General features: G+C 69.2%; 13 protein-coding genes and 2 tRNA genes. 11 read left to right on the forward strand and 4 right to left on the reverse strand.

The window, feature by feature from the left end:
- Window positions 1-23 precede the first annotated feature (23 nt).
- Together IE209_RS05565 and IE209_RS05570 are read left to right on the forward strand one after the other, a co-directional pair.
- Window positions 24-644 (forward strand): hypothetical protein, encoded by a 621-nt coding sequence (locus IE209_RS05565; protein WP_189685980.1) that lies wholly within the window; start codon window positions 24-26, stop codon window positions 642-644.
- 35 nt (window positions 645-679) lie between these two features.
- Window positions 680-1,717, forward strand: a complete 1,038-nt coding sequence (locus IE209_RS05570) for a hypothetical protein (protein ID WP_189685981.1) — start codon at window positions 680-682, stop codon at window positions 1,715-1,717.
- A gap of 31 nt (window positions 1,718-1,748) precedes the next feature.
- Here the strand turns inward: IE209_RS05570 and IE209_RS05575 are convergent.
- Both IE209_RS05575 and hrcA read right to left on the reverse strand, forming a co-directional pair.
- Window positions 1,749-1,826: transfer RNA gene (locus IE209_RS05575), tRNA-Ile, on the reverse strand.
- A 48-nt stretch (window positions 1,827-1,874) separates the two neighbouring features.
- Window positions 1,875-2,876, reverse strand: coding sequence for a heat-inducible transcriptional repressor HrcA (hrcA, locus tag IE209_RS05580; RefSeq protein ID WP_189685982.1), 1,002 nt, complete (start codon window positions 2,874-2,876; stop codon window positions 1,875-1,877).
- Between the two features lie 28 nt (window positions 2,877-2,904).
- On the opposite strand from hrcA, the gene IE209_RS05585 reads away from it, so the two are divergent.
- The 3 genes from IE209_RS05585 to rapZ are packed head-to-tail and all read left to right on the forward strand — an operon-like array spanning window position 2,905 to window position 6,376.
- On the forward strand, window positions 2,905-3,798 hold the full coding sequence (locus tag IE209_RS05585; protein ID WP_189685983.1) for an NAD kinase: 894 nt from the start codon (window positions 2,905-2,907) through the stop codon (window positions 3,796-3,798).
- Between the two features lie 14 nt (window positions 3,799-3,812).
- A complete protein-coding gene (gene recN, locus IE209_RS05590) occupies window positions 3,813-5,447 on the forward strand; it encodes a DNA repair protein RecN (protein WP_229882705.1) in 1,635 nt (544 codons plus the stop codon).
- Entirely contained in the window at window positions 5,444-6,376 is a 933-nt protein-coding gene (gene rapZ / locus IE209_RS05595; RefSeq protein ID WP_189685985.1) for an RNase adapter RapZ, read from the forward strand. Before recN ends, rapZ begins: the two co-directional genes overlap by 4 nt.
- On the opposite strand, the gene mutY is transcribed toward rapZ, so the two are convergent.
- On the reverse strand, window positions 6,330-7,403 hold the full coding sequence (gene mutY, locus IE209_RS05600) for an A/G-specific adenine glycosylase (protein ID WP_189685986.1): 1,074 nt from the start codon (window positions 7,401-7,403) through the stop codon (window positions 6,330-6,332). The genes rapZ and mutY overlap by 47 nt on opposite strands.
- On the reverse strand, window positions 7,400-8,215 hold the full coding sequence (gene mutM, locus IE209_RS05605; RefSeq protein ID WP_189685987.1) for a bifunctional DNA-formamidopyrimidine glycosylase/DNA-(apurinic or apyrimidinic site) lyase: 816 nt from the start codon (window positions 8,213-8,215) through the stop codon (window positions 7,400-7,402). The genes mutY and mutM overlap by 4 nt, the downstream gene beginning before the upstream one ends.
- 38 nt (window positions 8,216-8,253) lie before the next feature.
- Between mutM and IE209_RS05610 the strand changes: the two genes are divergently transcribed.
- The 6 genes from IE209_RS05610 to IE209_RS05635 all read left to right on the forward strand — a co-directional run bounded on the left by IE209_RS05610 (window position 8,254) and on the right by IE209_RS05635 (window position 13,227).
- Window positions 8,254-10,020 carry a tetratricopeptide repeat protein gene (locus IE209_RS05610; protein ID WP_189685988.1) on the forward strand — a complete coding sequence of 589 codons (1,767 nt, stop codon included), beginning with the start codon at window positions 8,254-8,256 and terminating at the stop codon, window positions 10,018-10,020.
- On the forward strand, window positions 10,017-10,511 hold the full coding sequence (locus IE209_RS05615; RefSeq protein ID WP_189685989.1) for an outer membrane lipoprotein LolB: 495 nt from the start codon (window positions 10,017-10,019) through the stop codon (window positions 10,509-10,511). The genes IE209_RS05610 and IE209_RS05615 overlap by 4 nt, the downstream gene beginning before the upstream one ends.
- On the forward strand, window positions 10,508-11,350 hold the full coding sequence (gene ispE, locus IE209_RS05620; RefSeq protein ID WP_189685990.1) for a 4-(cytidine 5'-diphospho)-2-C-methyl-D-erythritol kinase: 843 nt from the start codon (window positions 10,508-10,510) through the stop codon (window positions 11,348-11,350). Before IE209_RS05615 ends, ispE begins: the two co-directional genes overlap by 4 nt.
- 30 nt (window positions 11,351-11,380) lie before the next feature.
- A tRNA-Gln gene (locus tag IE209_RS05625) sits at window positions 11,381-11,457 on the forward strand.
- Window positions 11,458-11,522: 65 nt separating this feature from the next.
- The gene (locus IE209_RS05630) at window positions 11,523-12,497 is read left to right on the forward strand and encodes a ribose-phosphate pyrophosphokinase (RefSeq protein WP_145548934.1); all 975 of its coding nucleotides are present in this window, start codon (window positions 11,523-11,525) and stop codon (window positions 12,495-12,497) included.
- Between the two features lie 100 nt (window positions 12,498-12,597).
- Window positions 12,598-13,227, forward strand: coding sequence for a 50S ribosomal protein L25/general stress protein Ctc (locus tag IE209_RS05635; protein ID WP_189685991.1), 630 nt, complete (start codon window positions 12,598-12,600; stop codon window positions 13,225-13,227).
- Window positions 13,228-13,231 lie beyond the last annotated feature (4 nt).

Here is a 13,231-nt window from a genome sequence, read left to right on the forward strand (position 1 = left end):
AACCCCATTCTTTCAGGACCACCATGCACTTCCTCACCCGCACCCGCACGCTGAAGGCAGCCCTTGCCGCCACCCTGCTCGGCCTGGCTTCGCTCGCGCAGGCGGCCGTCGTCCTGCAGGCGACACCAGCCCACGCCGGCACCGCCGCCGGAACGACCTCCGTGGCCATCACCGCCACCAACCTCGCACCCAACACTGCCGTGGGTGCCTACGAGATCGAGCTGTTCTACGACGCAGCGCTCTGGACCCCCACCACCGTGCAATTCAGCCAGTACCTGGGCGACGTCGCGAGCTTCGAGGCGCTGACCGAAGTGGACCTCACGGTGGCAGGGCTGATCAGGCTGATGGCGATCTCGCTGCTCGGACCGTTCGACCCCCTGCCCTTGACGGCCATCCAGCCGGCCGCAGGGACCGCCTTTTCCCTGGTGGACATCTCGTTCACTGCCGTCGGCACCGGGACCGGCAGCTTCCGGCTGGGCGAAACCCTGGTGACGGACGAGTTCGGCGACGCCGTGAACGTGGTGTCCGAACCGTCCACCATCGCCAGCCTGTCGTTGGGCATGCTGGCGCTGCTGGCCGCGCGCGGACGCCGGGCCGGCCGTTGCGCCCGGGTGTCCGGCGGCACGTCGAGCGCCGTGGGCTGATGCTCCGGGGCGCCGGAACCAGCGCGCTGGCACAGATGCGCACGCTCGCTGCCGGTCTGCTCGCGCTGCTGGCCGCGGCAGCCGCTCCGGCCGCCGAGCCGGCGGCACCAGACGCTTGCGCGCACGGCGGTTCGGCGCTGCCGGCCCTGCCGCGCGGCAGCATGCGCGTGTGGACCGCCCAAGGCAGCGCCACGCTGGTGGTCGCGCCCGTTGGCGGCAGCCAGCCGGCGCACGCCGCCGCCGCCACGGCAGACCGTCCGCAGATGCTGCTGCAGCTGGAATCCGGGGCAGCACCTTTGCGGGCAAGCCGTCAACCCTTGTTCTCGAGCCTGGTGACACCGGGCCTGCCGGGCGTCGTGCCGCACATGGCCCGCGTCGGTTCCACGGAAATGGTGGCCTTCGTCCACGAAGACGGCGATCCGGTCCTGCTCGCCGTGCTCGTGACGGAGAGGGACGCGGTTGGTGGCGCATCGACCCGCTTGCACCTCGGCTTGGGCGGTGGGGACGAGACTGCGGCACCGATGGCGGTGGCGGCCCTGGAACACCTGTACGCCTACGTCTCGCGCCTGCCGCCCGAGCAGGCCTTCCGGTTCGCCACCGACGCCCAGGCGCTTGCGCAAGGCGATGCCCTGGCGCGCCTGGCGCAGCAGCGGCAATGCGCGGTGCGCCAGCTGTCGGCGCGCGCTGCGCCGGCAGCGATCCGGCCCTGGCGCACGGTGAGGCTGCAGCCCAAAGTGCTGGACCTGGGGCCGGACGGTGACGGCCACACGGTGGCGGTGAGCGTCCAGGATGGGGCGCACGCCGTGGGCCGAAGCACGGTCACGTTCACGCGCGATCCGCACCTGGTCTGCTTCGCACAGGTCGACGCCCAGGGGATGGCCAGTTGCCGCCTGAGCGACGCCCATTTCCACGCGCACCGGCACGACAACGAGGGCGAGGAGACGGTCGCGACCTTCAGTGGCGCAGTGGACGACGAAGCGACGTATCTCCCAACGACGGCGCGGTGGGCGAACCCGCGTCGGGCCTTCACCCAGCCCATCCCGTCCGGCCTGTCGATGCAGCCGTTGCACTAGGGTGGGAGTCGGCGCGCGTGCCGAAGGACGGTGGTAGGACCCCCGAGAGTCGAACTCGGCACCAACGGATTATGAGTCCGCTGCTCTAACCAACATGAGCTAGGGTCCCGCACGGCACCGGCGTGGCCGGTGGCGGGCGGCGCCGATTGTAGGGGGGTCAGCGCGGCCGGCTCAGCGCGTTGCTGACCAGCTTGGAGGTGATGTCCACGATCTGGATCATGCGGTCGTAGGGCATGCGCGTGGGGCCGATCACGCCCAGCGTGCCGACCACCTGGCCATCGACCTCGTAGGGGGCGCTGACGACCGACAGCTCCTCGAACGGCACGACCTGGCTCTCACCGCCGATATAGATGCGCACGCCCTCGGCGCGGCTGGAGACGTCGAGCAGGCGCAAGAGCTGCGTCTTCTGCTCGAACAGCTCGAAGGCGCGGCGCAGGTGGCGCATGTCGCTGGAGAAATCGCTGACGGCCAACAGGTTGCGCTCACCCGAGATCACGACCTCGTCTGCGGCGCCGGCCGGGTCGGTGCTCAGGTTGACGGCGGTCTGCATCAGCGTGGCGATCTCGCTGCGCAGCGTCTCGACCTCGCTGGCCAATTTGTCGCGCACCTGCTCGAAGGCCATGCCCACGTAATTGGCGTTCAGGTAATTGGCGGCCTCGACCAGTTGCGACTGGGTGTAGTCGACTTCGGTGAACAGCACGCGGTTCTGCACATCACCGTCGGGCGAGACGATGATGACCAGCACCCGGCGCTCGGACAGGCGCAGGAACTCGATGTGGTGGAACACCGAGGCCCGCCGCGGCGCCAGCACCACGCCCACGAACTGCGACAGGCTGGACAAGAGGTTCGCCGCGTTGGCGATCACCTTCTGCGGCTGCTCGGGCGCCAGGCGTGGGGCCTGCAGCTGGTCGCGCTGGGCCGTCAGCATGGTGTCGACGAACAAGCGGTAGCCGCGGGCCGTGGGAATGCGCCCGGCCGACGTGTGGGGACTGGCGATCAGGCCCAGTTCCTCCAGGTCGGACATCACGTTGCGGATGGTGGCCGGCGACAGTTCCAGGCCAGAGGCCTTGGACAATGTCCGCGAGCCGACGGGCTGGCCATCGGCGATGTAGCGCTCGACCAGCGCTTTCATCAACAACTTGGCTCTGTCATCCAGCATTGGCACATTTTAGTGATGTAATTTGCCGATGAAATCCACGTTCCGCCGGGTCGCGCTGTTCGGCAAGTACCAGCCTTCGGCCTTCGGCGGTTCTTCCTCGACACCGTCGCCGGCCATGCGCGAGATCGCGCAGTTCCTGGTGAGCCAGGGTTGCGATCTGGTGCTGGACCGGCAGACCCAGGCCAACACCGGCCTGCACGAGTACGAAGCCCAGGATGTGGAGGCCATCGGCGAGCATTGCGACCTGGCCCTGGTGGTCGGGGGCGACGGCACCATGCTGGGCATCGGCCGGCAGCTGGCGCCCTATGGCGTGCCGCTGATCGGCATCAACCAGGGCCGCCTCGGTTTCATCACCGACATTCCGCTCGAGGGCTACCAGACCACGCTGGCGCCCATGCTGGCTGGCGCCTACGAGGAAGACCACCGCAGCCTCATGCATGCCCGCGTGATGCGCGCCGGCCAGTGCGTGTTCGACGCGCGCGCCATGAACGACGTGGTGGTCAACCGCGGGCCGACCTCGGGCATGGTGGAACTGCGCATCGAGATCGACGGGCATTTCGTGTCCAACCAGCGCTGCGACGGGCTCATCGTCGCCACGCCCACGGGCTCCACGGCCTATGCGCTGTCGGCCGGCGGGCCGCTCATGCACCCCTCGATCCCGGGCTGGGTGCTGGTGCCGATCGCGCCGCACTCGCTGTCCAACCGGCCGCTGGTGCTGGCCGACCCGGCGGAAGTGGCCATCGAACTGGTGTCCGAACGCGACGCCAGCGCCAATTTCGACATGCAATCGCTGGCCTCCCTGCAGCAGGGCGACCGCATCACGGTGCGGCGCTCGCAGCACTGCGTGCGCTTCCTGCACCCCAAGGGCTGGCACTATTTCGACACCTTGCGGGCCAAACTGCACTGGAACGGAGGCGGCTGAAGATGCTCAGGCGCATGCAACTGCGCGATTTCGTGATCGTGCGCGAACTGGAACTCGACCTGTCGGGCGGCTTCACGGTCCTGACGGGCGAGACCGGCGCGGGCAAGTCCATCCTGATCGATGCGCTGCAGCTGGCCCTGGGCAGCCGTGCCGACGCGGGCGTGGTGCGCGAAGGCGCCTCGCGCAGCGAGGTCAGCGCCGAATTCGACATCACGCCGGCCGTGCAGGACTGGCTGCAACAAGCCGGCTTCGACGCGGCGGACCAGTTGCTGTTGCGCCGCATGGTCGACGGCCAGGGCAAGAGCCGCGCCTGGATCAACGGCAGCGCGGCGACGGCCACGCAGCTGCGCGAACTCGGCGAGCTGCTGCTGGACATCCACGGCCAGCATGCCTGGCAGAGCCTGACCCGGCCCGCCAGTGTGCGCGGCCTGCTGGACGGCTATGCCGCCCTGGACCTGGCGCCGCTGGAACGCCTGTGGACCGGCTGGCGCACGGCCGCGCGCGGCCTCGCCGATGCACGCCAGGCCCAGGATTCGCTGCAGCGCGAGCGCGAGCGCCTGGCCTGGCAGATCGCCGAGGTCGACAAGCTCGCGCCTGAAGAGGACGAATGGGAGCAGCTCAATGCCGACCACGGCCGCCTGTCCCACGCCCAGGCCTTGATCGACGCCTTGCAGACCGCCATTGCCGCGCTGGACGACGACGACCAGGGCGCCCTGCGCAGCCTGACGCGCGCGCACGCCGCGCTGGCCGAACAGCAGCACGTGGCGCCCGAATACGCCGAAATGGCCGAGGTGCTGGCCGCCAGCCTGGCCCAGGCCGAGGACGCGCTGCATTCGCTGCACGCCAGCCAGCGTCGCACCGAACTGGACCCCGACCGTCTGGCGGTGCTGGACGAGCGCATGGCCCTGTGGATGGGCCTGGCACGCCGCTACAAGCGCCAGCCCGCCGAACTGCCGGCGCTGTGGACCGGCTGGAAGGAGGAGCTTGCCCGGCTGGACGCCGCGGCCGACCTGGCCGCGCTGGAGCGCGGCGAGCGCCAGGCCTTCGCGGCCTTCGAGGCCGAGGCCAAGCGCATCGCCAAGGCCCGGGCCCAGGCCGCGCCCAAGCTGGCCAAGGCCATCACGGCCGCGATGCAGAGCCTGGGCATGCAGGGCGGCCGCTTCGCCGTGGCGCTGGAGCCGCTGGCCGAGCCGGCGGCCTATGGCCTGGACGAGGTGCAGTTCCTGGTGGCCGGCCATGCGGGCAGCACGCCGCGGCCGGTGGGCAAGGTGGCCTCGGGCGGCGAGCTCTCGCGCATCGCGCTGGCCATCGCCGTGACCACCAGTGCACTGGGCGGTGCGCCCACGCTGATCTTCGACGAGGTCGATTCGGGCGTGGGCGGTGCCGTGGCCGAGACCGTGGGCCGGCTCATGAAGCAGCTGGGCACGGATCGCCAGGTGCTGGCCGTGACGCATCTGCCCCAGGTGGCGGCCTGCGCCGACCACCACCTGGTCGTGGCCAAGCAGCGCGAAGGCGCGGCCACCGTCAGCCATGTGGGCGAGGTGCAGGGCGAGCAGCGTGTGGCCGAGGTCGCGCGCATGCTGGGCGGCGAGCGGCTTTCGGGCACCACGCTCGCGCACGCCCGCGAGATGCTGGGGGTGGCGCCATGAGCACGGAGGCCACCAACCTGGACATCGTGCTCATCACCGGCATGTCCGGCTCGGGCAAGTCGGTGGCGCTGCACGCGCTGGAGGATGCGGGCTACTACTGCGTCGACAACCTGCCGCCCGAGCTGCTGCTGAACCTGGCCGAGCTCGAGCAAAAGCACGGCAGCCGCCGCGTGGCCATCGCGATGGATGTGCGCAGCGCCACTTCACTGCCGCTGGTGCCCGCGCAACTGTCAGCGCTGCGCAGCCGGGGCGTGACGGTCAAATCGCTGTTCCTGGATGCGGGCACCGACACGCTGGTGCGGCGCTATTCGGAAACGCGGCGTCGCCACCCGCTGTCGCGCCGCGACCTGCTGGACCAGCAGAACGCACTCTACGAGGCCATCGAGCTCGAGCGCGAATTGCTGGCCGACCTGCGCGAGCAAGCCCATGTGATCGACACGAGCATCATCCGCGCCTCGCAGCTGCAGGGCTACGTCAAGTCGCTGATCGCCGCGCCCAACAGCCAGCTGACGCTGGTGTTCGAGTCCTTCGCCTTCAAGCGCGGCATTCCGCTGGATGCTGACTATGTGTTCGATGTGCGCATGCTGCCCAACCCGCACTACGACCCGGACCTGCGGCCGTTGACGGGCATGGACGCACCGGTCGCCGATTTCCTGCGCCAGAGCGCGGAAGTCGGCGTGATGTACACGCACATCGAGAGCTTTCTCACGCACTGGATGGAGCCGCTCGCACGCGACCACCGCAGTTATGTGACGGTGGGCATCGGCTGCACCGGCGGCCAGCACCGCTCGGTCTACCTGGTCGAGCAGCTGGCCAAGAGCTTCAGCCGCCATTGGGTCACGCTCAAGCGCCACCGTGAGCTGGACGCCCACGCCAGCAGCGTCATGGGGCCGGCGCCAGACCCGAAATGGGGTTCAACAGTTTTTTGACCGGGGCCGGCAGGCCGATGCCGGCCAGCTCCCCGGGCAGCAGCCACTGACCTTCGCGCGGCAGGTCGCGCGGTGCCAGTTGCACATACACGGGGTGCAGCAAGAGGTCCTTGTGCGTCAGCACATGGGTGAAGGGCGACAGCGGCTGGGCCTGTGCGCGCACGCCGGCCGGCAGGGCGGCCAGCAGCGCATCCTCTTCCTCGAACACGGGCAGGCAGTGCAGGCCAGACCAGATGCCCGTGGACGGGCGCCGCGCGATGAAGATGCGGCCCTCGCCATCCTCGGCCCACAGCAGCCACCAGTCGGCGCGGCCACGCTTGAGCTTGCGCGTCTTGACCGGGTAGTCCTCGCTGCGGCCTTCGCGGCTGGCGACGCAGCGCGACTGCAGCGGGCACAGCAGACAGGAGGGGTTGCGCGCCGTGCAGACCGTGGCGCCCAGGTCCATGAGGCCCTGGGTGTAGCGCGGCATGGCCTGGTCCAGGTCCGCCTGCGGCAGCAGCTCGGTCGCCAGCGCCCAGAGCGCGCGCTCGTGGCGGGCCTCGGCCAGGTCTTCGCCGAAGCCCAGCAGCCGCGTGAGCACGCGCTTGACGTTGCCGTCCAGGATGGCCACGCGCTCGGCGAAGCAGAAGGACGCGACCGCAGACGCCGTGGAACGGCCGATGCCGGGCAGCGTCTGCAGCGCTTCAGCCGTGCGTGGGAACTGCCCGCCGTGCAACGCTACCACCTGGCGCGCGCAGGCGTGCAGGTTGCGCGCGCGGCTGTAGTAGCCCAGGCCCGCCCAGTGCGCGAAGACATCGTCCTCGCTCGCCGCAGCCAGGGCCTGCACGTCGGGAAAGCGCTGCAGAAACCGCGCGTAGTAGCCGATCACCGCCGCCACCTGGGTCTGCTGCAGCATGATTTCGGACAGCCAGACCCGGTAGGGGTCGCGCGTGTTCTGCCAGGGCAGCGCATGGCGGCCATGTGTGGCCTGCCACTGCACGACCTGGTGCGCGGCCCAGCCGGGCTCGCGGGGGTCGGTGGCGCTCATGCCTTCTGGCACTGCGGGCAGAAGAAGGTGGAGCGCTGGCCCTGGCGCAGTGCGCGGATCGGCGTTCCGCAGACGCGGCAGGGCAGGCCTTCGCGGTCGTAGACCATGGTTTCCAGTTGGAAGTGTCCTTGTTCGCCGTAGGCGTTGGAGAAGTCGCGCAGGCTGCTGCCGCCGCGCTGCACGGCGCGTGCCAGCACCTCGCGCACGGCCGCGTGCAGCTCGCGCGCCCGCGCCGGCCCGATGCGCCGCGCGCGCGTGGTCGGCCGGATGCCGGCCAGGAACAGGGCTTCCGACGCATAGATGTTGCCCACGCCGACGACGAGCTCGCCGGCCAGCAGCACCTGCTTGATCGGCGCCGCGCGCAGGCGCAGGCCGGCGTGGAAGACGGCGGCGTCGAAGCCCTCGTCCAATGGCTCCACACCCAGGCGGCCCAACAGCTTGACGGCCTCGGGCGCCTCCTGGCTTTCGGCGTGCACGACGGCGCCGAAGCGGCGTGGATCGTGCAGCCGCAACAGGCCCAGCGAGGTTTCCAGGTCGAAGTGGTCGTGCGGTCCGGCCGGCTGCATCTGCAGGTCGAAGCGCAGGCTGCCCGACATGCCCAGGTGCAGCAGCAGCAGGCCGCGGTCCAGGTCCAGCAGCAGGTACTTGCCGCGCCGGCGCACGGCCTGCACACGGCGGCCGATCAGCGTCTCCGGCGCCACACCGAGGCCCCAGCGCAGCGGCTTGCCCAGGCGCACGCCGGTCACGGTCGCACCGGCGATGCGCTCGGCAAAACTGCGGCGCGTGACTTCAACTTCTGGCAGTTCCGGCATGGTCCATGGGGCTTGGCGGGCTGCATTATGATGGCCCGATGAAGCGACTCCTGCGACCGGCCGCCCGTGGTCTTGTCTCGCTGACATTGCTGCTGGGCCTGCTGCCGGCGCATGCGCAAGCACCTTCCGCCACCGACGGCGAAGCACCAGCCACACCCCCTACCACCCCGTCCGCCTTGACCGCGGAACTGTTCTACGAACTGCTGCTGGGCGAGATGAACGCCTCCGGCGGCGAGCGTGCGACCGGCTATGCGCTGATCCTCGACGCGGCCATCAAGGCCAAAGATCCGCAGCTGTTCCAGCGCGCCGTGGAACTGGCGCTGCAGTCGCGCTCCCCCGATGCCGCGTTGCGCGCCGCGCGCGCCTGGCGCGACACGCTGCCGCAGTCGCGCGAGGCCAACCGCTTCCTGCTGCAAATCCTGGTCGCAGCCAACCGCGTGCTCGAATCGGTCGAGCCGCTGCGCAGCGAGATCGCGAGTAGCCCGCCCATGGAGCGCAACGCCGCCATCCTGGCCGTGCCGCGGGTGTATGGCCGCGTGCCCGACAAGAAGCTCGCGCTGCAGGCCGTCGAGCAGTCGCTGCAGGGCTATCTGCAGGACCAGACCACGGGTGCGTCGGCCTGGACCAGCCTGGGCCGCATGCGGCTTTTGGCCGGCGATGCGGCCGGCGCGCTGGACGCCGCACGGCGCGGGCAGGAGATCGAGCCCGGCGCGCAGGCCCCGGCCATCCTGGCGCTGGAAATGTTCGGCCGCAGCCAGCCGCAGGCCGAGGACATCGTCAAGCGCCAGCTGCAGGCCAGCCCCTCGCCGGAGATGCAGCTGGCCTATGCCCGCGGGCTGCTCGACGAGATGCGCTACACCGAGGGGCTGGTGCAGCTCGAGCAGCTCACCACGCGCAACCCCGAGTTCCCGGACGGCTGGCTCGTGCTCGGCGTGGCACAGGCGCAGGACAGCCGCCCCGAGGTGGCCGAGGCCTCGCTCAAGCGATTCCTGGGTCTCGTGCAGCCGCTGCCCGAAAGCGAGCAGCGCAAGCGCGCCATGAACCAGGCCTACCTTGCCCTGGCGCAGAGTGCGGAGAAGCGCAAGGACTTCGCCGCCGCGGAGGGCTGGCTCGGCCGCATCGACAACGCCGAGGAGATGCTGGCCGCGCAGAACCGCCGTGCCTCGCTGCTGGCGCGCCAGGGCAAGTTCGACGAGGCACGCGCGCTGATCCGCGGCCTGCCCGAACGCAACGAGGCCGAGGCCCGTGCCAAGCTCAACGCCGAGGTGCAGCTGCTGCGCGAGGCCAAGCGCTACCAGGAGGCCTACGATCGCCTGCAGCAGGCGCTGGAGCGCGAACCGAACGACACCGAACTGCTCTACGACCAGGCCATGCTGGCCGAGCGGCTCTCGCGGCTGGACGAGATGGAGCGCCTGCTGCGCCGGCTGATCGAGCTGCGCCCCGACTACCACCACGCCTACAACGCGCTGGGCTACTCGCTGGCCGATCGCAACGTGCGGCTGGAGGAAGCCAAGCAGCTGATCCAGAAGGCGCTGGCGATCGTGCCGAACGACCCCTTCATCGCGGACAGTCTGGGTTGGGTCGAGTTCCGCCTGGGCAACCGGGCCGAGGCCGAGAAGATCCTGCTGCAGGCCTTCCAGGCCAAGCCCGATGCTGAGATCGCCGCCCACCTGGGCGAGGTGCTGTGGACGGGCGGCCAGCGCGAGCGCGCCATCGCCATCTGGCGCGAAGGCCTCGCCCTGAACGCCGACAACGAAACCCTGCGCACCACGCTCAAGCGGCTGCGCGTTCCCGGGCTGCAATGAGTGCACTGCCTGCACGGCGCGCGCTGCTGCTGGCCGCCGCGCTGGGTCTGAGCGCCTGCGCCCTGCCCCCACGTGCGCCAGACACAGCCGGCCAGCCCTACTGGAACGGCCGGCTCGCGCTGCAAATCGACGGCGACAAGCCCCAGTCCTTCTCGGCCGGCTTCGAACTGCGCGGCGCGCCGCAGGCCGGCGAACTCTCGCTGTATTCGCCGCTGGGCGCCACGCTCGCGCAGCTGCGCTGGGCGCCTGGCAAGGCCGAACTGCAGGCCGACGGCCAGCGCCGCCAGTATCCGTCGATCGACGCGCTGACCGAGGAGGCCACGGGCACCGCCCTGCCCCTGCCCGCGCTGTTCGCCTGGCTCGACGGCAAGCCGGCCGAGGTGCCAGGCTGGCAGGCCGACCTCTCGCGCATCGCCGACGGCCGCCTGAGCGCGCGCCGCAGCCAGCCGCTGCCCACGGCCGAACTGCGCATCGTGCTGCAGCAGCCATGAGGGCGCTGTACGAGGTCGCGGCGCCGGCCAAGCTCAACCTGTTCCTGCACGTCACGGGCCGACGCCCGGACGGTTACCACCTGCTGCAGTCGGTCTTCATGCTGATTGACTGGCACGACACGCTGCATTTCGATTTGCGCACCGACGGCATGCTCAGCCGCGAGGATTTGGGCCCTGCCCTGCCCGCCGACGATCTCACGCTGCGTGCCGCGCGCGCGCTGCAGCAGGCCAGCGGCACGCCGCTGGGTGCGCACATCGGCGTGCTCAAGCGCGTGCCTGCACAGGCCGGCATGGGCGGCGGCTCCTCGGACGCCGCCAGCTGCCTGCTCGCGCTGAACCGGCTGTGGGGGCTGAACCTCGGCCTGCAGCAGCTCGCGGCCATCGGGCTGAAGCTCGGTGCAGACGTGCCCTTCTTCCTCTACGGCCGCAACGCCTGGGTCGAAGGCATCGGCGAGTCCATGCAGCCCGTGGACATCCCGCCGGCGCGCTTCCTGGTGGTCAAGCCGCCGCAAGGATTGGAGACTGCAAAAATTTTTGGGTCCCCGTCGTTGAAGCGCGATTCGGATCGTGCTATAGTCGATGGCTTCGCTGCACAGCCCTTTTACTTCGGTAAAAACGACTTGCAGGACGTCGCTCAAGCACTGAGTACGGATGTCGCAGATGCACTCAAGTGGCTCTCGGCACACGGAAAAAATGGCAGAATGACGGGCTCTGGAAGCGCAGTGTTTGCACTCTGGGACCGGGACGATCAGCCGATCGCTCCGCAGGGTTGGCAGACACGGATTTGCAGCAACATGGACGTTCATCCTTTGGCGGGGTGGGCATCCGGAGACAATTGAGCGGTGGACGGCATTGCCGGACACCTGTGTAGGGGAGTCGCCAAGTTGGTTAAGGCACTGGATTTTGATTCCAGCATGCGAAGGTTCGAATCCTTCTTCCCCTGCCACCTGACAAGCCGGGCCTGATACAGGCCCGCTGTTTTTTCTGGCGCAATTTCTGCCGAGGCACGTGATGCAGGCCCTCCATCCCGATTTCATGATCTTCACGGGCAACGCCAATCCCGGTCTGGCGGCCGAGATCGCGCACCACCTGGGCATCACGCTCGGTGCAGCCAGCGTGGGCCGCTTCTCCGACGGCGAGGTCACGGTCGAGATCAACCAGAACGTGCGTGCCCGGGACGTGTTCGTCGTGCAAAGCACCTGCGCGCCGACCAACGACAACCTCATGGAACTGCTGATCATGGTCGATGCGCTCAAGCGCGCCTCGGCCGAACGCATCAGCGCCGTCATCCCCTACTTCGGCTACGCGCGCCAGGACCGCCGTCCGCGTTCGGCGCGCGTGCCGATCACGGCCAAGGTCGTGGCCAACATGCTGCAGTCCGCCGGCGTCGACCGCGTGCTGACCATGGACCTGCACGCCGACCAGATCCAGGGCTTCTTCGACATCCCGGTCGACAACATCTACGCCTCGCCCGTGCTGCTGGGCGATCTGCGCCAGAAGAACTACGAAGACCTGATCGTGGTCTCGCCCGACGTGGGCGGCGTGGTGCGCGCACGCGCACTGGCCAAGCAGCTGGGCTGCGACATGGCCATCATCGACAAGCGCCGTCCCAAGGCCAACGTCAGCGAAGTCATGCACGTGATCGGCGAGATCGACGGCCGCAACTGCGTGATCATGGACGACATGATCGACACCGCCGGCACGCTCGTGAAGGCGGCCGAGGTGCTCAAGGAGCGCGGCGCCAAGAAGGTCTACGCCTACTGCACGCACCCGATCTTCTCGGGCCCCGCCATCGAGCGCATCGCGCAGGGCTCGGCCCTGGACGAAGTCGTCGTCACCAACACCATCCCGCTCAGCGAATCCGCCGCGGGCTGCAAGAAGATCCGCCAACTCACCGTGGCGCCGCTGATCGCCGAGACGATCCAGCGCATTGCCAAGGGCGAGTCGGTCATGAGTCTGTTCTCGGAGCAGGACAACCTGTTCTGAGCCGGGAACATCAAGCGGACGCCGCCTCGCCCTCGCGCGTGGCGGCGTTTTTTCAACAGGAGCGCAGGCTGGTCGCGGCCCGTTCCAACAGGAGTTCACCATGAAATTCGTCGCTTTCGAGCGCGCCAAGCAGGGTACGGGTGCGAGCCGCCGTCTGCGCATCACGGGCAAGACCCCCGGCATCGTCTATGGCGGTTCCGGCGAGCCCCAGCTCATCGAGCTGGACCACAACGCACTGTGGCACGCCCTCAAGAAGGAAGCCTTCCACTCCTCCGTGCTGGAGATGGAACTGGGCGGCCAGGTCAGCAAGGTCCTGCTGCGTGACGTGCAAATGCACCCGTTCCGCCAGCTGGTGCTGCACATCGACTTCCAACGCGTCGATGCCAAGACCCGCCTGAACAAGAAGGTGCCCGTGCACTTCAAGGGCCAGGAAGAGTCCGACGCCGTCAAGCTGGACCACAACCTGGTCAACCACGTGACGACCGAACTCGAGCTGAACAGCCTGCCGGCCGACCTGCCCGAGTTCATCGAAGTCGACCTGTCGGGCCTGAAGAACAACGGCACCGTCACGCTGGCCGACATCAAGCTGCCCAAGGGCGTGAAGTGGGTCAGCCATGGCCGCAAGGCCCCGGTGCTGGCTTCGGCCACGGCGCCCGTGGTCGAAGAAGAAGTGGCACCGGCGGCAGCCGCCCCGGCCGCTGCTCCGGCCAAGGGCAAGGGCAAGAAGTAAGCTC

Origin of the sequence: Pseudorhodoferax aquiterrae (assembly GCF_014652235.1) — a bacterium.
Taxonomy (GTDB): Bacteria; Pseudomonadota; Gammaproteobacteria; order Burkholderiales; family Burkholderiaceae_C; genus Pseudorhodoferax; species Pseudorhodoferax aquiterrae.